Origin of the sequence: Mesorhizobium robiniae (genome assembly GCF_040545535.1) — a bacterium.
GTDB classification, from domain to species: Bacteria; Pseudomonadota; Alphaproteobacteria; order Rhizobiales; family Rhizobiaceae; genus Mesorhizobium; species Mesorhizobium robiniae.
Genome location: NZ_JBEPMC010000015.1, coordinates 76,786 through 95,199, shown reverse-complemented (window position 1 = coordinate 95,199; position 18,414 = coordinate 76,786). Strand labels below are relative to the sequence as shown.

Here is an 18,414-nt window from a genome sequence, read left to right as displayed (position 1 = left end):
CAATCTATGTGCTAAACTTGCCATATGATGCTCAAAGGACATGATCTTGGACAATCGCCCTCTCCACGCCGTGATCTGGCTGCCGTCGACCTTCTATTCGGCCGTCGCCGCGACACTTGTCGAAATGTTCGAGCTGGTGAACACCATTCGCGGAGCACCGGCGATTTCCTTCGAATTCGTGGCACGGCAGGCCGACGCCACGACGACGCGTGGCATTTCCTTTCACACCAGCCGCGAACCCTCGCAGCGCATGGACCTGCTGATCCTGCTGGCCATGCCCGGTATGCAAATCCCGGAGCTTGTTGCCGCGCTGGAGGAAGAGAGCCGCCACGCCGCACCGCTTATCGCAAGCGCGCAGCGCGACGGCGCCATCATCGCCGCGCATTGCGGGGCCGGTTACTTCCTGGCAGACGCCGGTCTTCTCGACCGAAAGCGCGCGACGATCTCCTGGTGGCTGAAGACCGATGCCCAGCGCCGCTTTCCAAAGGTGCGTTGGGACGCTTCACGTGTGCTGATCGGGGACGGACGGATCTATACTTGCGGCGGCGGTTTTTCAGGCCTGGAGCTCGGCAAGGCGCTTCTCAGGGACCTTGGCTTCGCCAGGGAGGAGCGCCTGGTTCGCAAATTGCTGGTGCTGCCGCCGTCGCGGCAGATCCAGACACCTTACGAGTTCCCGCTCACCGATCTGCTGCCTTCGCAAGAGCCGTTCCGCGACCGGCTCGAAGCCTTGTCCAGAACACAGCTCGGAGCGCTCGACCTTGCCTTCCTTGGATCGCAGCTCGGTCTGTCGCCGCGAACGCTGGCGCGCCGGTTTTCCGATGAATTGCACACCACTCCCGGCCGATGGATCCAGGACCGGCGCCTTGAGGCCGCGAAAACGCTTCTTGAACGCACCAAACTCGGCATTTCGGAAATATGCTACCAGGTCGGATACCGGGATACGGCCTCGTTCAGCCGGCTTTTCAGCCGCGCGGTCGGGCTGCCGCCTGGCGAATACCGGCGCCAAAGCCAATAGGCATCGGCTGGAACGTCAACGCGGTGGATCGCGCCCTTGTGAAGCGCTGGCCCTTTGGAAAGGACGGCCAGGCCTTTGACCTTGGCGCGGTGAGACCTAGGTTAAGCGAGGGCTTTCGCCCGCTCCTTTCCATTTCCCACGGAGATCAGTCTTGCAGAAACGTCGTCTCGGTCAAACCGACCTGTCCATCGCGCCGCTGGTTCTGGGCGGCAACGTCTTCGGCTGGACCGCCGACGAGAAAACCTCGTTCGACCTGCTCGACCGCTTCGTCGGCGCCGGCCTCAACGCCATTGACACAGCCGATTCCTATTCGCGCTGGGTTCCCGGCAACAAGGGCGGCGAATCCGAAACGATCATCGGCAAATGGATGAAGAGCCGCGGCAACCGCGATAAGGTCGTGGTGGTCACCAAGGTCGGGTCGGATATGGGGCAGGGCAGGAAAGACCTCTCCGCCGCCTATATCGAAAAGGCCATCGATGGGTCGCTGAAGCGGTTGCAGACCGATGTCGTCGATCTCTATCTGTCGCATTGGCCGGACCCGGCTACTCCCTATGAGGAAACGCTCGGCGCCTACGAAAAGCTGCTCGCCAAAGGCAAGGTCCGCCATGTCGGCGCCTCCAATCTCGATGCCGGCCAGTTGCGCGCAGCGCTCGACGTGGCAAGCCTGCGGGGCCTGCCGCGCTACGCGGTGCTGCAGCCGGAGTACAATCTCTATGACCGCGCCTCCTTCGACGGGCCGCTCCGCGATCTGTGCATGGCCGAAGACATCGGCGTCATCACCTATTTCAGCCTCGCCAAAGGGTTTTTGAGCGGCAAGTACCGCAGCGAAGCCGATCTCGGCAAAAGCGCGCGTGGCGACGACGTGAAAGATTACCTCAATGCTCGCGGCATGCGCATCCTGGCGGCACTCGACGCGGTGTCGGCGCGCCACTCGGCCAAGCAGGCGGACGTGGCGCTCGCCTGGGTGATCGCGCGGCCTGGCGTCACGGCGCCAATCGCCAGCGCCACGACGCTGGACCAGGTCGACAGCCTCGTCCGCGCCGCATCGTTGAAGCTCAATCCGGACGATATTGCCGAACTCGACAGCGCGAGTGCGTAGGGCAATTCCAGAAAAGTGCGTAGCGCTTTCCCTGGGGAGTGCGTAAAAACAAATACTTAGAGCGGTTCGGCGGTTCTACCAAAGCCGAACCACTCTAGAAGCGGCGGCGGCTTGCTCAAACAGCAGCCAAGGATCGCTCGGCGGTCCGCGCACGATCGTTCAAGACGCCCTGCTCTGCCCTGCCATACCATTGGTCCCGTCGCGTCGGGATACTGGTATACAGATGGCCGAGCAGGTCTTTTCCCATCCGGAACTATGGCAGCAATTGCTCGCGCTTGTGCTGGCGTCGGCGGTCGTGATGGGCAGTCCGGGGCCGGCCACGATAAGTGTCACTGCCGTTGGCGCCGCCTTCGGTCTGCGCGGTTCGCTTCGCTACGCCTCGGGTATCATTCTTGGGACGGTTGCCGTGCTCTTGGTCGTGGCGACAGGCATTACGGCCATGCTTGCCTCTGCGCCCAAGCTCACACCGCTGCTGGCGGTCGCGTCGGCGGCCTACATTCTCTACCTCGCCTTCAAGATAGCAACGGCTCCGCCTTTGGCTGCGCGTACCGGCGGGGCGGCACTTCCCACATTCCTGGGTGGGTTTGTGCTGGCCGTCGCCAACCCCAAAGCCTATGTGGCGATCGCCGCCGTCTTCGCCGGCACGTCGTCCACCGGTGAGCTCGATGCAGGGCTCAAGCTTGCGGTCCTCGTCGCGATGATCGTCGCCATCCATGCCCTTTGGCTTCTCGCCGGGGCGGCGTTTGCGCGCTTTCTGCGCAAACCGCTGACCTCGCGGATCATCAACCTGATGTTTGCGGCGACGCTGGTTCTGACAACGGCGCTGGCGGTGATTTCCTAGGGGTTGGTGCCGGTCGGACGCACGGCTCAGGCCGGGTTATCGGAGGCCAATTCCCTCAGCCGCTTCACCGCCGTCGGCGGCATGGGCGGCGGGTTCGGCGCCTGGGACGCGTCGACGAGTAGCTGGTCGCAGGCGGCTTCCGTTTCGCCGATCAGCCGCTCCATGAACTCCCCCTTGTCTAACCCGGGAGGGATCGGCGGCAAGAAGCGGGCCTTGATCGTGCCGGGATAGCGCAGGAATTTCCGGCGCGGCCAATAGAGGCCGGCGACATGGGCGACCGGCACCACCGGAATGCCGAGCTGCGCATAGATCTCGACGATGCCGTATTTGTAGGCCGGCTCGTCGCCCGGCGCCCGCCGCGTGCCCTCCGGATAGATGATCAGCTGCCGGGGATTGCGCGCCAGCTCTTGTTTGGTCGCGGCGACCACCGCTTTCAGCGCTTTCGAGCGGCTGCCGCGGTCGACCGGAATCATCCGCATTTTCAGGATGTACCAGCCGAAGAACGGGATCCAGGTCAGTTCCCGCTTCAGGATGTAAACAGGGTCATGAAGGAACGGCAGGAAGGCAATCGTGTCCCAGAACGACTGGTGCTTCGGCGCCAGGATGAAGGAGCCCTCGGGCAGGTTCTCCTGGCCGGTGATCTCGCTTTTGGTGCCGGCGATCTTGTCGTAGAGCCACATCGAGGTGCGCGACCAGAATTTCGGCACGAACCAGGCGCGGTGGCGCGGCGACAGGAAATAATACGGGGTCCAGAGGACCATCTGGACGATCAGATTGACGTAGAAGACGAGGTTGAACGCCAGCGAACGGATAAGGAGCATGTGGGAATTGCCCGGTGAGGAAGTGTGCGTTGGTTACACCAAGCGCGGGCAAAAAGGAAACGGCGCGAGGACGGAGATCGAGCCGATTTGATGAGGCGCCGCCCGTTCGTCAGGCCTGCCATGTCGCTTGCACGAGCCGCGTCTTCAGGCGTGGAGCGGCGAAGTCGAGGAACGCACGCAGTTTCAGTGGCAGGAGACCCTGGCCGGCATGCACGAGGCTGACCGGCCATGGCTGCGGCTCGAACGGCTCCAGCACGGTGCGGAGCATGCCGGAGCGCACCGCAGCAGTAATCTGATAGGAGAGCACCCTCGTCATGCCGACGCCGGCAATCGCGCCATCGATCGCCGCTTCCGCGGTGTTGACCCGAAGCCGTGAGCGGATCGGAACAGCGAGTTCGGTCTTGCCGGTGGCAAACGTCCAAGCGGCGGGAGCGGTGAGCCCCTCGAAGGTGATGCAGTTGTGTGCCGCGAGGTCTTTCGGGGTCTCTGGCGTGCCGTGCTCGGCCAAATAGGCCGGGCTCGCGCAAACAACGCGCCGGATCGAGCCGATGCGGATGGCCACCAGGCTCGAGTCGGGAAGCTCGCCTATACGGACGGCGAGATCGATGTGCTCCTCGGTCAACTGGGTTACCCGGTCTGCGAGCATCAGGCGAATAGCCACGTCGGGGTAGGCGGCGAGGAAGCCGATGACGACCGGCAGCACATGCAGGCGGCCAAAGACGATCGGAGCGGTGACGATCAGTTCGCCCGTCGGGGCGCTGTATTCGCCGGCTGCGATACGCTCGGCCTCGCCGACCTCTTCGAGAATGCGACGGCAGGCGGCGAGATAGGCGTGACCGGCGTCGGTCAGCATCAGCTGCCGCGTCGAACGGTTCAGGAGACGCGTCTTCAGATGCCGCTCCAGGTCGGAGACCTTGCGGCTGACCGTTGCAAGGGGGATGCCGAAACGGCGTCCGGCGGCCGAAAGGCTGCCGGCTTCCACCGCGGCGACGAAAAGCGACATGGCCTCAAGGCGATCCATAATTCTTCCATAAAGTGGAAGGATAAGTTGCATCTATGCCATCTGCATCCGGAAGATGGAAGGCCTTATCTCTCGCTGACGATGGTTCGCAGCTCTGCCTGCAAAAGGAGGCTTTCCATGAATGCTCACGTTTTCACCAGCGATGTCGCCTTCACGCCAACCGTCAAGGCGATCCAGGCCCGCAAAGGTTCACGTGATGCCTATGCCCGCGTCGAGGAGCGCGGCGGCTGGCAGGCTGATATCACGCCCGATCTCGCTGCCTTTATCGAGGCGCAGACCAGCATCTTCCTGTCGACGGCCAATGGTGAGGGCCAGCCCTACATCCAGCATCGCGGCGGGCCGGCCGGTTTTCTCAAGGTGCTCGACGAGCGGACGATCGGTTTCACGGATTTCTCCGGCAACAGGCAATTCATCACCCAGGGCAATCTGGACGACAACCCGCGCGCATTCCTGTTCCTGATCGACTATGCCCATCGGCAGCGCATCAAGATCTGGGGCAGCGCGCGCGTCGTCGAGGACGACGCCGACCTGATGACCAAGCTGATGCCGGAAGGCTACAAGGCGCGCCCCGAGCAAATCATCCTGTTCACGGTTTCGGCCTGGGATTCCAACTGCCCGCAGCATATACCGCAGCGTTTCGAAGCGGCCGACGTGGCGGCGGCGCTGGCTGAACGAGACAAGCGTATCGAACGTCTCGAACAGGAAATCTCGCGCCTGCGTGGCGCCTCAACCGCCACCGTCAAGGCCACCGTCAAGGAATGATGCCGCTGCCGGTTCCAGATCGGCTCAGTTCGGTCCAGCAGCCTCGGCCAGCGCGATGCCGGTTGGCGTTGGTTTCACCGGCACGATGCCGCGCGCCAGCGCCAGCAGATATTTGTTGTACTCGGTAAACAGCACCCGCAACGCCTTGGGCTTGGTCAGCCAGCCGCCATTGCCGAGATTGCTGTTGACCACCGGATAGGGCTCGAGCTTGGCCTTGTGCAGCAGCCGACCCATTTCCAGCAGGCTGCGCGGCATGTGGTAGTTGTTGGTGACGAGGATCACGGTGCCATAGGCGTGGTCTTCCACCCACTTTGCACTTTCCTCGGCATTGCCGATCGTGTCGAGCGCGGCGCGGTCGATGTCGACGCAGCAGGAAAACAATTCCTTGTCGCCGCGGGTCGCGACCTGAAGCTGGCGGCGGCTGGCGGACGGATGCACGCCGCTGATCAGCAGCCGCTCGCCCTTGCCGGACGCAAGCAGGCCCATGGCGGCGTCGAGACGCGAATGGCCGCCGGTCAGCACGATGATGGCATCGGCTTTCGCTGGATTGGCGGGCGTCGCGAGACGGCTGACAGTGTTGGCGAACCAGCCGAAGCCGCCGGCAAACAGTGTCGCCAGCAGGAGCAGAAAGAAAGCGGAGATGCGCAACGCGCCCGCCAATCGGCTGGGCTTGGCGCGCTCGCGGGAACGCGTAATCACCAAGGGCAACTGTCCAGCCATTCCGGTCGAGTCGCGCGCGTCCATCATCTTATCGTTAACCCCGAAATACGGCGTTTAGTAGGTGAAAAAGCACACATTACATTACGCTAATTCTCTATCCGTGATCACCCCGCGTCGGGTTGGCGGACATCGATGTCGCTGAGATAGGTGACGACGGTGACATGGGAGGTTGCTGCCGTCAGCGCACCGATCACCAGCACCATGAGGACGACGCCGAAATAGCCCGCCGAACCGATAGCGAAATTGCCGAACAGGGCGGTTGCCTGATCGGCCTGCGGTGTTGCCATGTTGCGCGACGACCACCATGAGAAGACGATGAAGACGAGCACCGCCGCCGCACCCCCGGCGGCTGCGCCCTTCATCCCGGTGACCAGAAAGTGGTGGCGGAATTCGCGCGCGATGAAGCGCGCTTCGGCGCCGACGAAATGCAGCACCTCGATGATGTGGCCGTTGCCGGCCATTGCGCCCCGCGTTGCGAACACCACGGTCAGCACGGTTGCCGACAGCATCAGCGCCAGTACGGCGATGCCGATGGTCACCGTGGTGCGGGCCATGGCCACCAGCCGATCGACCCAGGTGCGATGGTCGTCAAGCGAGGCACTGGGCAGCTTCGGCGTGATCGCGGCACGCATTGCGGCGAAATCGGGCGGGTTGCTCTCGTCTATGGTGACGATGATCAGACGCGGCACCGGCAAGTCGTCGATATTGAGACCCGAGCCCAGCCATGGCTCCAGTAGCCGCGCCGTGGCATCGCGATCGACGATCCTGGCGCCCTTCACGCCAGGAAACTCGCTGGCGATCTGCGAGGCCTGGGCAAGTGCTGCCTCCATGTCGAGGCCGTCTACCGGCTTGATCTGGATCGTCGCCTCGCGTGAGATCTGGTTCTCCCAGACCGAGGCGGTGTCGCGCACCAGCGTCACCGCGCCGAAGGTCAGGCAGGAGAGGAACGTCATGATGGCGATGACCAGGACCAGCGCCCGGCCGGCGATGTTCTGCGCCGGCACGATCGGCGCCATCTTGCGCTGAACGCGTGGCGTCGTCGCGCCCCTCTCGGCGTGTTGGTCTTCGCCATGGTCAAGGGGGAGATCAGTCATAGATATCCAGCCTTCCGCCGGCCAGGATCATGCGCCGCGCGTCGACTTGCTCCATCAGGCCGAGGTCGTGCGTTGCGATCACCACCGCGGTGCCTAGCCGGTTGAGTTCGATGAACAGCCGCAACAGGCGGCGCGCCAGCGGCGGATCGACATTGCCGGTCGGCTCGTCGGCAAGCAGGATCTCGGGCTGCTCGATCAGCGCCCTGGCAATCGCGGCGCGCTGCTTCTCGCCGCCCGACAGCACCGGCGGCAGCACATGCATGCGCTCGCCAAGGCCGACCCACTTCAAGAGTTCGGTCACGTCGGTGCGGTAGCTCGCCTCCTCGCGTCCGCGCACGCGCAGCGGCAAGGCCACGTTTTCATAGGTCGTCATGTGGTCGAGCAGGCGAAAGTCCTGGAACACCACGCCGATGCGCCGCCTCAGATGCGGCAGCTCCGTGCGCGAGATGCGCGAGCGGTCCTTGCCGAAGATGGTGATCAGCCCGCGCGTCGGCTTGAGCGACATGAACAAAAGCCGCAGCAGCGTCGTCTTGCCGGCGCCCGAAGGGCCGCTCAGGAACTGGAAGGAGCGCTCCGGTATGTGCAAGGAAATGTCGCGGAGGATTTCCGGACCCATGCCATAGCGGAGGCCGACATTTTCGAAGCGGATCACGTTCGACGACCTGAAACTTGCGGCGGCGACGAGCCAGCCTTCTGTGAGAAAAGACCATCGGCCGGCATGGTTAACCGGCAGTTAATTCTGAGGTTTTTTGGGCGCGTCACAAGGGTTCCGATGGGGAAGCGTTAACCATTTCCGTTTACGCAAAAGAAACGAAGAGCGAACAGGTGCTGTAGTGCTGGGCCATGATGGCTGAGGATCGAACCGCGCGCCCGGTTTCCGGCGAAATCATGACCGATATGGCCGCCGCGCCGGAACGCATCATGCGTGATCCAGCCGATGACATCGTCGATGCCGATTACGAGGTGTTGCCGCGCTTCACCGGAAGCATGGACCCACCGCCTTCGCGCGTGATCGCCACGCCATCGATTGAAGGCATGGACATGCTGCGCAAGCCCGAAGCCGCGATGCAACGGCTGCCGATATCGCGCGGCGGGCCGATCTTCTGGATCGCCGGCCTCGGTGCCGCGCTGGCAGCCTTCTGGATCTCGGGCGGGCACGCGCTGGTTCGCCAGGCGCCGCTTCTTCTTGCGGCGCAGGAAACGGGCGCTGCACTCACCATTTCAGGCGTTACGTCGCGTATCGATGCGTCCGGACCGAAACCTGTCCTGTTCGTCGGTGGCGAGGCCGCCAATGACGGCGCCAGCCCGTCGCGATTGCCGCCGCTGGAAATCCGGGTCACCGGCAATGACAGGCGCACAACCCGCTATAAGCTGGGCACATTCAACCGTTCGCTGGCGCCCGGCGAAAGATTTGGCTTTTCGAGCCGGCTCGACGTGCCTAGAAACGGGGTCAAGACCGTCTCGGTCACCTTCGCCAATTAGGGCGGTCATTTCTGGAAGGGCTGCCAATGCCAATCGTGCGCGGCAAGGATATCGAGGTTCTGTTTTCGGCTTCGGCGATTGCCCGCCGCAATCTGGAACTCGCCAAGGAGATCGCCGGGCACGATTATCAGGACCTTCTGGTGATTTCGGTGCTGAAAGGGTCGTTCATCTTCGCCGCCGATCTCATCCGCGCCATGCACGATGTCGGCCTGTCGCCCGAGGTCGAGTTCATCTTCATCTCCAGCTATGGCGCCGGCACCACCAGCGGCGAGGTGAGGGTGCTGCGCGATATCGACAATGAGGTTGCCGGCCGCGACGTGCTGTTGATCGACGACATCCTCGAATCCGGCAAGACGCTGTCCTTCACCCGCGACCTGATGCTGTCGCGCGGCGCCAAAAGCTGCGCCATTGCCGTGCTGCTCGACAAGCGCATGCGCCGCCAGACCGCGCTCAATGCCGACTATGTCGGCTTCGACTGCCCCGACTACTTCGTCGTCGGCTACGGCATGGACGTCGCCCACGCCTTTCGCGAATTGCCGTTCGTCGGCGTCGTCAAGGGCTAGGTATGTCGATATTCGGGTGATGCCGGCCTGCAAATCGCGGTTTCCTGCGCTTACTACAGCGCCGCGCGCCTTCTTGGGCGCGCAAAGGACGCTGTAGAACTCTGATTTTGCGCATGATCTTTTCGAAATCAGATTCGATTTCGAAATCATGCGCGGGCTCGCGTACCCAAAGTACGCTCCGCTCCGGTTCTCGGAACCCACCTGTTTGGTCGCTTCGCGCCCGTCTTCGACTCCGGCTCGGCCTGACCTGAATCTCAACACACCCTGGAGCACAATCCCGAAACCGTGCAGGGCTTTCATACAATGCGCTCTGGATTCTCCCTGACCGCCTTTGCGGTTCAGAAAAAGTCAACTTTTCCACGCCAAACATTCCGCTATGGCAAAGCTCCTGATCGTCGAGGACGATGAGTCCGTCCGCACCCTCGCCGCCCGCGCGCTCGAACGCGCCGGGCATATAATCGACATCGCCGCCGACGGTGCGCAAGGGCTTGCCCAGATCCGCGCAGCACGTGGCGGCTACGACCTTGTCGTCTCCGATATCCGCATGCCGGAAATGGACGGCATCGAGATGGCCAAGGCGGCGGCGTCGCTTTTCCCGGCGATGAAGATCTTGCTGATGACCGGCTATGCCGACCAGCGCGAGCGCGCCGAGGAGTTGAACGGGATCATTGTGGACGTCGTGCAGAAGCCGTTCACACTGGCCGAAATCCGCGCGCGCGTCGACCAGGCGCTCGCCTGTTTCGCCTAAACTTAGTCGCTGTCAGGCGGGATCGCAGGTCGCCGCGATTGCCGGCGCGCTGCTGCGGCGCCGGCTGGCATTGAGCGCGAACAGGCCGGCGCCGATGATGAGGGCGGCGCCGATGACGGTGGTCGACCGCGGCACCTCGGCAAAGAACAGGAATCCCCACAGCGGCGACCAGATGATCCCAGTGTATTCGAAGGTGGCGACGCTGTTGGCGGGCGCCAGCCGGTAAGCCTGCGACAACAGGATCATGCCGGCCGAGGCGACGAAGCCGCAGGCCGCCATCTTCAGGAAATCGATCGGCGTCGGCCAGATCCATGGCCTGACCAGAAATTCGAGGCTCGGATGCGTGGCGTGAGCTATTCCTGCCAGCCAGAACAGCCCTGCGACCGCTGCAGCACCCAGGAGGTAGACGCCGTTTTGGTAGAACGCCATAACCGTGGACGATTCGGTGTCGCCGATCTTGCGAGCCATCAACTGCGAAAAGCCGTAGAGCACTGCCGAGGCCAGCGACAGCAGCGCCGCCCAGTCGAACAGTCCGGCACCGGGCCGCAGCATCACCAGCACGCCCAGCATCCCGACCATGACGGTGACCAGCGTCTGCCATGCCACTCGTTCGCCGAGATAAGGGCCGGCAAGCGCCATGATGAACAGCGGTGCCATGAAATAGAGCGCCACCGCGTCGGCAAGCGGCAGGGCGGCAATCGCCAGATAGTAGACCGTGTAGGAAGTGAACAGGATGAAGGCGCGCATCGTCAGCATGCGAAACCGCTTCGAAAAGATCGCGCTGAGCCCGACATCGGCATGAACGAGCACGAGAAGAATGGGCAAGGCGACGATCGAGCGGATCGCCATCACCTCGGTCACCGGATAAGTGCCCGACACGGCCTTGATCAGCGGATCCTGGAGCGAGAACACCAGAACGCCGAGGCAAAGGCTTGCCATGCCGAGAACGATCCGATTCTGCATGTCGTTCGACGGCTCCTTGCTGTGCGGCCCGAGAACCAGCCTGCGTAATTTTTGGTCTATGCATGTCGTTGTCCCAAAACCGCCGCGCACTTTTGGGCGACATGCATCAAAAAGAACCCGCCACCGTTTCGGGCAGCGGGTACGAGTGAGGACTCTATATTGGTCCGCGGCCGATTTCGCAGCCGCATATCCAATGGGTGAGATGACTATCATCCGCCGTTTGACATGTTGCAAACGAATTGGAATGATGCCAGCAATCAGATTTTCTTATGGCGGAATGCATGAAACCGACACTCGACAGCGATCTGCTGCGCACCTTCGTCGCGGTTGCCGATACCGGCAATTTCACCAAGGCAGCAGAGCAGGCCGGCCGGACTCAGTCGGCGGTTTCGATGCAGATGAAGAAGCTCGAAGATGTGGTCGGCGACAGCCTGTTTGAGCGCGGCTCGCGCGGCGTGGCGTTGACGCGCCGCGGCGGCGAACTCATCGTCAACGCCCGTCGCATCGTGTCGCTGCTCGACGAGACGGCGGCATCGATGGTCGCCGCGCCGCTTGGCGGGCCGGTGCGCATCGGCATTCCGGAAGAATATGGGCACGCCATCCTGTCGCGCGCGCTCGGCGCCTTTGCCAAGCGCCATCCTCAGGTCGAAGTCACCGTCCGCTATGCGCATTCCGGCGCGCAGATCGCGGCGCTCGCCGCCGGTGAGCTCGATCTGGCGGTGGTGTTCGAATGGCAGGATCTCTTCGGCGGCGAGGTGCTGATGCATGACCCGACCGTATGGGTGACCTCGGAACTGCACCACATGCATGAGGAGCGGCCGGTGCCGATTGCGCTCTACAACCGTGCCGGCTGGTGCAAGGATTTCGCGATAAAGTCGCTGGAGCAGCGCGGTCTCGCCTATCGTGTCGCCTATACCAGCGACACCAATGGCGGCCTACGGCTCGCCGTCACCTCCGGGCTGGCGATTGCGCCGATCTCGCGCAGCAACATCCCGGCAGGCTGCCGCGAACTTACGGCCAACGATGGGTTCGGCGACATCGATTCCTCGAACGTGGTGCTGCGGCGCAATCCGAACGCCTCCGGCGAGGCCATCGACGGGATGGAAGAGGCGATCCGCGAGGCGTTCACCAATCGTTAAATGATCGGATGGGATCAGGAAGGGCAGCCGCTATGCGACGTCTTCGTAGAAGGTCAGCCGATTGCCGAACGGGTCGCCGACAGTGAGCTCCCTTGTCTGCCACGGTGTCTCTTCCAGTCCCGGCCTGGCAAAACGGTACTTCTTCGCAATCAGTTCGCGGTGCAGCGCCGCGATGTCGCCCGCTTCAACGCGGATGTGAGCGCCCGGCGCGCCGTCGCCGTGATGTTCGCTCAGATGCAGCACGCAGCCATCGCGCGAAATTCCCATGTAGAGGGGAGCGTTGTCGTCGAAGCGGTGCTCGAACTGAACTTCGAAACCGAGGAAGCCGACATAGAATTCATGCGCCTTGGCGATATCGAAGATGCGCAGGATCGGGGTGACGGCGCCGAGTTTCGCCATGGCGATCTCAATGTTTGATGTTTGAGGCGATAGGAGAGCTTTACTTCAGCTCCAGCAGCCGCTCAAGATAGCTGCGCTCGATGTCGGGGCTGAGCGCGTTGCCGAGCCGCTTGCGGATCGCTTCGAGGATCTGGCGGGCGCGCTGCACGTCGATCTCGTCCGGCACCTTCACCGAATCGCCGAAATCGGGACCTTCGGTGGCGCGCGGCCGGCCAAGCGGATCGCGGTCGGCGTTCTGCTGGCGGCCGCCCCGCTCGCCTTCGCCCTCGTCGCCCTGCATCGCCTGCAATTGCTTCATCATGTCCTTGGCGCCCTTGCGCAACGCTTCCAGCGCGCGGCCCTGGTGACCGACGGCCTGGTCGCCATCGCTGTCGCCGAGCGCCTGTTCGGCACTGCCCATGGATTTACCGGCGTCGCCAAATCCCTCATTGGGCTCGAGGCCCATGCCTTCGAGGCCTTTCCTCAGCTGGTCGAGGTCGCCCTGCAGCTTGCCCTGGCCTTCCTGCAACTGCTTCAGCGCGTCGGCGAATTCCTCCGGCGTCATCGGCTTCGGCCGGCCGAGCGGATCGCGGTCTTGACCTGGGCCGGGCTCGCCCTGTTCGCCCATTTGGCCCTGCTCACCGTTCTCGCCGAGCTGCTCGTCGCGGTTCTGCCCGCGCTGTTGCTGGCCGCGCTGCATCTGGTCCATGCGGAAGGTTTCGTTCATCATCTCCTGCTGGCGCCGCATGATCTCGCCGAGCTTGTCCATCTGCTGGCGCATCTCGCTGTTCTGCTGGCCGCCCTGCTGCTGACGTCCGGCCTGCAGATTGTTCATCATGTCCTGCAGCTGCGAAAGCAATTGCTGCGCGCTGTCGCGATCGCCTGATTTCGCCAGGTTTTCGATCTGGTCCATCATGCGTTCGATGTCGCTCTGGCGCAGTTCCTGGCCGTTCTGCTGCATCTGCGGCGCGTTCGGATTCTGTTGCGCGCGCTGGGCGAATTCCTGCAGGAACTGGTTCATCGCCTCGCGCAGTTCCTTCATCGCCTTGTCGATTTCCTCGTCGCTGGCGCCATTCTTGATCGCGTCCTGCAGCGCCTGCTGCGCCTGGCGCAACCGCCTCTCGGCCTCGGAAAGGTTGCCTTCCTCGATGCCGAGCGCGATCTCCCAGAGGTAGGCCACCTCATTGCGCAACTGGTCGTCGCTGTCGGCGATCTTCAACCGAGTGCGGGCGCTCATGATGGCGAGGTAGTGCGCCATGTTGTCGAACGTGTCTTCGGGCCTGAGCGTGATGGCGTCCATCAGGTCGAGCACGCGGCTCTTGGCGTTGGCGTCGAGCGCCAGAACGCGGCGCTGCTCGATCACGGCTCTCGCCAGCGGATTGGAGAAGGGCCGCTCCGGCATTACCAGCGTCTTGGTTTCGCTGGTTGCCGTATGTCCGGCATCGTCGGTGGCGACAAGCGTGAGCTTGATGTTGCCGCCGGCCCAGACATGCTCGGTCAGATCCTTCGTGGTCTTGGCGGCATTCCCCTTGGCGCCGCGGCGCGGCAGCGACAGCGGCATTTCAGGCGGGCCGTAGAGCGGATGCGCATTCGGCGCCGGCGGGTCGGCCAATACGAAATCCGCCTTGGCGGAGGCTGCGCCATAGTCGTCGTCGATCTGGTAGTTGAGCTCGAACGAGCCATTGGCGGCGCGTTTCGGCTCGCCGACGAAGCGGATCTGCGGCGGCTTGTCCGGGACCACCGCGAAGGTCCAGTTGCCGAGTTCGTCATAGCCCGAGTTGAGCGTCAGCGTGCCGTTGGCCGTCAGCTTTCCGGTGAACTGGCGCACCGTGGAAGGCGTTGCCGCCGCCGGCTTGGCCGCGTCGGCCTGTTGCGCGGTCGGCTCGATGGTTCGGGCGTTGCCGTCGGCATCGGCATAGCTCAGCGTTTCCTCGCCCGAACCGCCGGTGACGCGCAGCGACACATCGCTGCCTTCCGGAACGGTGAAAATGGACGCAGCCTGACTGCTATTGTTGCCAAGGGCTGGGTTGCCAAGGGCTGGGTTGGCGAGGGCTGGGGCCGTGAGGAAGACCGGCGGCCTGCCGGTGTAGGCCGGCGGCGTCACCCAGGCGTCGATACGCGGCGGGACGGTGTCGCGCGCCGCCTGAGCGCTGAACCCGTCTGCTATGCGGCCGCCCGACGGTCCGAAGGAGAAGGCAAAGGCGGCGACCAACAAAAGCGCCGCCACGGCGCGCAGCCCCCACGGGTCGCGCTCCGGCACCCGGGTGCGTGGCAGGTCGCCACCGAGGTCGCCGAGTTTCTCGGCCATGCGTTTCTGGTGTTCGCGCCACAGCGCTTGCGAAAAAATGCTTTCCCTGCCGCTCGGCCGGTCGGTCTGCACCAGCACCGGGCTGTGCAGCAATTGGTTGGCCGCTTCGATGCGCCGGTCGATCTCGGCGCTGGACGGCAACCGGAAGAAACGCAGGGGATAGAGCGCGGCAAGGGTGGCAACGCCGAACACAGCCAGGAGGCCGATGCGCGCCATATCGGGCAGCAGAAGGAAGAGGCCGAGCCACGAGACGCTGAGGAACAAGCTGGCGATGATGACCAGCGGAAGCAGCAACGGCCAGCCACGTTCGACCGTCATCGAGACCCGCGTCGCCAGCCGGCTCAGCGCAAGGCGCCCGGCCAAGCCGCGATCGCTTGTAGAGGTGGGTCGTTGCGTCATCGGCCCTTCCTGATTCGGGCGGGATAACCCGAACCTCACAAATCTATCGCACCGGCCCGAAAATCGGATGCGAAAGGACTCAAAGTCTTAGATGCTCGTCGCTCCAAACATATCAAGAAACACGGCGAAGGCGAGGCAGTTCCCTAAAACGTGAACGGGACTGCTCCTATTATCCTTAGAATTTAGCCGGATTGGCGTTTGCTCCGCAGACCAGCACGGCGACACGCTCGCCCGCGGCCGGCGCGTAGCGGCCGGACAGGACCGCCGCAAAGGCCGCGGCGCCGCCCGGCTCGGAGATGATTCGCACCCGATCCCAAAGCGCCGCCTGCGCGGCGACGATCTCGTCGTCGCTGACCAGTATGGAACGCTCGACAAAGGCTTCGGCGATTGGAAACATCATGTCGCCGACGCGCTTCGGCGCCAGCGAATCGGCGGCGATGCCCTCAGTCGGCGCATCGACGGGCCGGCCGGCCTCGAAGGCGCGATAGAGCGTCGGCGCGCCTTCGGGCTCGACGGCGATGATCCTGATGCGGCCGCCGAACCAGGCGGCGATGCCGCCGATCAGGCCGCCGCCACCGACGGCGACCAGCAGCGTGTCGAGCTCAGGCAGGTCGGCCTCGATCTCGAGACCAAGCGTGCCTTGCCCGACCAGCGTTTCCTCCTGGTTGAAGGCATGGATCTGCAGCGCGCCGGATTTTACGGCGAAGTCTTCACTGGCAGCCAGCGCCTCGGCATAGCGCGCGCCGCCGACGACCAGCTCGGCGCCGTAGCCGCGGATGCGTTCCAGCTTGGCCGGCGGGCTCACTTCGGGAACGAAGATGGTCGCCTTGTGACCGAGCCGCATGGCGGCATAAGCGACAGCGGCGCCATGGTTGCCGCCCGAAGCGGCAACGACGCCAGCCTTGGGAACCGGCCGCTCGAGAAGATTGGTGAACGCGCCGCGCGCCTTGAACGAGCCGGAATGCTGCAGGCATTCGAGCTTCAGGTCGAGGCTCAGAGGCGGTCGGCCGAAATCGGCCATGTCGACGCGCAGCACCGGCGTGTGGCGCACGAAAGGCCGGATGCGCGGTTCCATCGCGGCGATGCGTTCGCGTGTAATCCTATTGCCGTTCAGCATGACCTGCTCCCAAGGGTTGACATCACTTAGTAACTTAGCAAAATGCCTAAATGCAAGAGGTTGATGTCTTCAAGGCGATCGCCAACGAGCGCAGGCTGCAAATCCTCGACTGGCTAAAGGATCCGCGCGCGCATTTTCCCCGCCAGGCGGATGGCGATCTGGTCGAGGACGGCGTCTGCGCGCTGCTGATCGCGGAAAAGCTGGGGATCACCCAGGCGACGCTCAGCGAACATATGCGGGTGCTGACCCAGGCGGGCCTTCTCAGCAGCAAACGCATCAAGCAGTGGACATTCTATCGCCGCGACGAGGACAGGATCGCGCAGACCAGGGCGCTGGTTCAGAACCGGCTGTAGCGTCGCTACAGCCTTTATTCCAGCCAATCGGGCACGGAATCCAGCCCGATCAGCTCGTCATAGGTCTGGCGCGGGCGCACGACGTGGAAACGGTCGCCGTCGACCAGCACTTCGGGCACCAGCGGCCTGGTATTGTAGGTGCCGGCCTGCACCGCGCCATAGGCGCCGGCGGTGGCGATGGCGATCAGGTCGCCGGCCTTCAGCCGGGGCAGGTCGCGGTCGAGGCCGAGATAATCGCCGGTCTCGCAGACCGGGCCGACGATGTCGACCGTCATGCGCGGCGCCGCGGCCGGCTGCTGCACCACCGGCTTGATGTCATGGAAGGCGTCGTAAAGCGTCGGCCGGATGAGGTCGTTCATGGCGGCATCGACAACCAGGAAGTTCTTGGCGTCGCCCTCCTTCACGAAGATCACTTGCGAGACCAGGATGCCGGCATTGCCTGATATCAGCCGGCCCGGCTCGAACATCACCTTCAATCCGAGCCTGGCGACGTGCTTCTTGACGATCTGGGCATAAGCGTCCGGCAGGGGCGGCGGGCTGTTGTCTACGCGGTAGGGAATACCGAGGCCGCCGCCGAGATCGATATGCTCGATGGCATGCCCGTCGGCGCGCAGTACGCCGACCAGCTCCACCAGCAGCGCGAAGGCGTCGTCGAAGGGCTGCAGCTCGGTGATCTGGCTGCCTATATGGGTGTCGATGCCGGTGACCTTGATACCCGGCAGTTCGGCTGCGCGGGCATAGACCTGGCGCGCCTTCTGCCAGGGGATGCCGAACTTGTTCTCAGCCTTGCCGGTCGAGATCTTCTTGTGGGTCTTGGCATCGACATCCGGGTTGATGCGCAGCGAGATCGAGGCCACCTTGCCCAATGCCGTGGCACGGGCCGACAGCAGTTCCAGTTCCGGCTCGGATTCGACGTTGAAACACAGAATGCCGGCCGAGAGTGCAAAATCCATTTCGCGCGCGGTCTTGCCGACCCCCGAAAACAGGATCTTGTTGGCCGGAATGCCGGCGGCCAGCGCGCGGCGCAGTTCGCCTTCCGAGACCACGTCGGCGCCGGCACCGAGCTTGGCCAGGATCTTCAGCACCGCCTGGTTGGAATTCGCCTTCATGGCGTAGCAGACCAGCGCGTCGAGCTCGGCAAAGGCCTGCGCAAACACGCGGAAATGCCTGGTCAGCGTCGCCGTCGAATAGCAATAGAACGGCGTGCCGACGCTTGCAGCGATATCCGGTATCGCCACGTCCTCGGCATGCAGCACGCCGTCGCGGTAGTCGAAATGGTTCACAAGAGTTATTCCGGAAGTTGGAGCACGATGAGATCGGCCGATCTCATCGGCTCTAGATCAGCGGGTCGAGAATGAACTTCTTGTCCTCGACCGGTTTTTCCGGCTCCGGCGGCACGGGCTGCTTGGCCTTCTGTGCGTCCTTGCGTGCCTGTACGGCCGCCTCATAGGGCGTATCGAGCCCGGACTTCCTGCCGCAGGCCGTAACAGCCACCACCGCCGCCAGCAGCGTCAGCGTCACCAAAATCCTGCTTGCGGTCATCGATCCATCCGTCCGAAACTTTTGCGTGCTGCCGCTTTTAGCCGAGTTT

General features: G+C 63.6%; 20 protein-coding genes. 9 read left to right on the top strand and 11 right to left on the bottom strand.

What is annotated here, in order from left to right:
• The first annotated feature begins 46 nt into the window (after positions 1-46).
• From ABID19_RS30385 to ABID19_RS30375, 3 genes are all read left to right on the top strand, one after another.
• Positions 47-1,015, top strand: a complete 969-nt coding sequence (locus ABID19_RS30385) for a GlxA family transcriptional regulator (protein ID WP_354494273.1) — start codon at positions 47-49, stop codon at positions 1,013-1,015.
• 151 nt (positions 1,016-1,166) lie between these two features.
• Positions 1,167-2,114 carry an aldo/keto reductase gene (locus ABID19_RS30380; RefSeq protein ID WP_354494272.1) on the top strand — a complete coding sequence of 316 codons (948 nt, stop codon included), beginning with the start codon at positions 1,167-1,169 and terminating at the stop codon, positions 2,112-2,114.
• A 223-nt stretch (positions 2,115-2,337) separates the two neighbouring features.
• The gene (locus tag ABID19_RS30375; RefSeq protein ID WP_354494271.1) at positions 2,338-2,955 is read left to right on the top strand and encodes a LysE family translocator; all 618 of its coding nucleotides are present in this window, start codon (positions 2,338-2,340) and stop codon (positions 2,953-2,955) included.
• Between the two features lie 26 nt (positions 2,956-2,981).
• Here ABID19_RS30375 and ABID19_RS30370 read toward each other — a convergent pair whose 3' ends face one another.
• Positions 2,982-3,776, bottom strand: a complete 795-nt coding sequence (locus ABID19_RS30370; protein ID WP_354494270.1) for a lysophospholipid acyltransferase family protein — start codon at positions 3,774-3,776, stop codon at positions 2,982-2,984.
• 109 nt (positions 3,777-3,885) lie between these two features.
• On the bottom strand, positions 3,886-4,797 hold the full coding sequence (locus tag ABID19_RS30365; RefSeq protein WP_354494269.1) for a LysR family transcriptional regulator: 912 nt from the start codon (positions 4,795-4,797) through the stop codon (positions 3,886-3,888).
• Between the two features lie 117 nt (positions 4,798-4,914).
• Here ABID19_RS30365 and ABID19_RS30360 point away from each other — a divergent pair, with 117 nt between their 5' ends.
• Complete coding sequence (locus tag ABID19_RS30360; protein WP_354494268.1) at positions 4,915-5,559, top strand: pyridoxamine 5'-phosphate oxidase family protein; 645 nt, start codon at positions 4,915-4,917, stop codon at positions 5,557-5,559.
• A gap of 24 nt (positions 5,560-5,583) precedes the next feature.
• Here the strand turns inward: ABID19_RS30360 and ABID19_RS30355 are convergent, their stop codons facing one another.
• The 3 genes from ABID19_RS30355 to ftsE form a co-directional block, all read right to left on the bottom strand.
• Positions 5,584-6,306: a YdcF family protein gene (locus tag ABID19_RS30355; protein ID WP_354494267.1), complete on the bottom strand. Its 723-nt coding sequence runs from the start codon at positions 6,304-6,306 to the stop codon at positions 5,584-5,586.
• A gap of 77 nt (positions 6,307-6,383) precedes the next feature.
• The gene (locus ABID19_RS30350; RefSeq protein WP_354494266.1) at positions 6,384-7,373 is read right to left on the bottom strand and encodes a cell division protein FtsX; all 990 of its coding nucleotides are present in this window, start codon (positions 7,371-7,373) and stop codon (positions 6,384-6,386) included.
• On the bottom strand, positions 7,366-8,025 hold the full coding sequence (gene ftsE, locus ABID19_RS30345) for a cell division ATP-binding protein FtsE (protein WP_010911739.1): 660 nt from the start codon (positions 8,023-8,025) through the stop codon (positions 7,366-7,368). Before ftsE ends, ABID19_RS30350 begins: the two co-directional genes overlap by 8 nt.
• 191 nt (positions 8,026-8,216) lie before the next feature.
• Between ftsE and ABID19_RS30340 the strand changes: the two genes are divergently transcribed.
• The 3 genes from ABID19_RS30340 (at position 8,217) to ABID19_RS30330 (ending at position 10,166) form a co-directional block, all read left to right on the top strand.
• A complete protein-coding gene (locus ABID19_RS30340) occupies positions 8,217-8,855 on the top strand; it encodes a hypothetical protein (RefSeq protein WP_354494265.1) in 639 nt (212 codons plus the stop codon).
• A 26-nt stretch (positions 8,856-8,881) separates the two neighbouring features.
• Positions 8,882-9,418, top strand: a complete 537-nt coding sequence (gene hpt / locus ABID19_RS30335) for a hypoxanthine phosphoribosyltransferase (RefSeq protein WP_354494264.1) — start codon at positions 8,882-8,884, stop codon at positions 9,416-9,418.
• A 376-nt stretch (positions 9,419-9,794) separates the two neighbouring features.
• A complete protein-coding gene (locus ABID19_RS30330) occupies positions 9,795-10,166 on the top strand; it encodes a response regulator (RefSeq protein ID WP_354494263.1) in 372 nt (123 codons plus the stop codon).
• A gap of 12 nt (positions 10,167-10,178) precedes the next feature.
• Here the strand turns inward: ABID19_RS30330 and ABID19_RS30325 are convergent, their stop codons facing one another.
• The gene (locus tag ABID19_RS30325) at positions 10,179-11,129 is read right to left on the bottom strand and encodes a DMT family transporter (protein ID WP_354494262.1); all 951 of its coding nucleotides are present in this window, start codon (positions 11,127-11,129) and stop codon (positions 10,179-10,181) included.
• 281 nt (positions 11,130-11,410) lie between these two features.
• Here ABID19_RS30325 and ABID19_RS30320 point away from each other — a divergent pair, with 281 nt between their 5' ends.
• Positions 11,411-12,268: a LysR family transcriptional regulator gene (locus ABID19_RS30320; protein WP_354494261.1), complete on the top strand. Its 858-nt coding sequence runs from the start codon at positions 11,411-11,413 to the stop codon at positions 12,266-12,268.
• Positions 12,269-12,298: 30 nt separating this feature from the next.
• Here the strand turns inward: ABID19_RS30320 and ABID19_RS30315 are convergent, their stop codons facing one another.
• The 3 genes from ABID19_RS30315 to ABID19_RS30305 all read right to left on the bottom strand — a co-directional run bounded on the left by ABID19_RS30315 (position 12,299) and on the right by ABID19_RS30305 (position 16,470).
• The gene (locus tag ABID19_RS30315; RefSeq protein ID WP_354494260.1) at positions 12,299-12,667 is read right to left on the bottom strand and encodes a glyoxalase superfamily protein; all 369 of its coding nucleotides are present in this window, start codon (positions 12,665-12,667) and stop codon (positions 12,299-12,301) included.
• Positions 12,668-12,707: 40 nt separating this feature from the next.
• A complete protein-coding gene (locus ABID19_RS30310; protein ID WP_354494259.1) occupies positions 12,708-15,353 on the bottom strand; it encodes a TIGR02302 family protein in 2,646 nt (881 codons plus the stop codon).
• Between the two features lie 175 nt (positions 15,354-15,528).
• Positions 15,529-16,470, bottom strand: coding sequence for a threonine/serine dehydratase (locus ABID19_RS30305; RefSeq protein WP_354494258.1), 942 nt, complete (start codon positions 16,468-16,470; stop codon positions 15,529-15,531).
• Positions 16,471-16,520: 50 nt separating this feature from the next.
• Between ABID19_RS30305 and ABID19_RS30300 the strand changes: the two genes are divergently transcribed.
• The gene (locus tag ABID19_RS30300) at positions 16,521-16,823 is read left to right on the top strand and encodes an ArsR/SmtB family transcription factor (RefSeq protein WP_354494257.1); all 303 of its coding nucleotides are present in this window, start codon (positions 16,521-16,523) and stop codon (positions 16,821-16,823) included.
• Between the two features lie 14 nt (positions 16,824-16,837).
• Here ABID19_RS30300 and lysA read toward each other — a convergent pair whose 3' ends face one another.
• Positions 16,838-18,106: a diaminopimelate decarboxylase gene (gene lysA, locus ABID19_RS30295; protein ID WP_354494256.1), complete on the bottom strand. Its 1,269-nt coding sequence runs from the start codon at positions 18,104-18,106 to the stop codon at positions 16,838-16,840.
• A gap of 52 nt (positions 18,107-18,158) precedes the next feature.
• Positions 18,159-18,365, bottom strand: a complete 207-nt coding sequence (locus ABID19_RS30290) for a lipoprotein (RefSeq protein ID WP_354494255.1) — start codon at positions 18,363-18,365, stop codon at positions 18,159-18,161.
• Between the last annotated feature and the right edge of the window lie 49 nt (positions 18,366-18,414).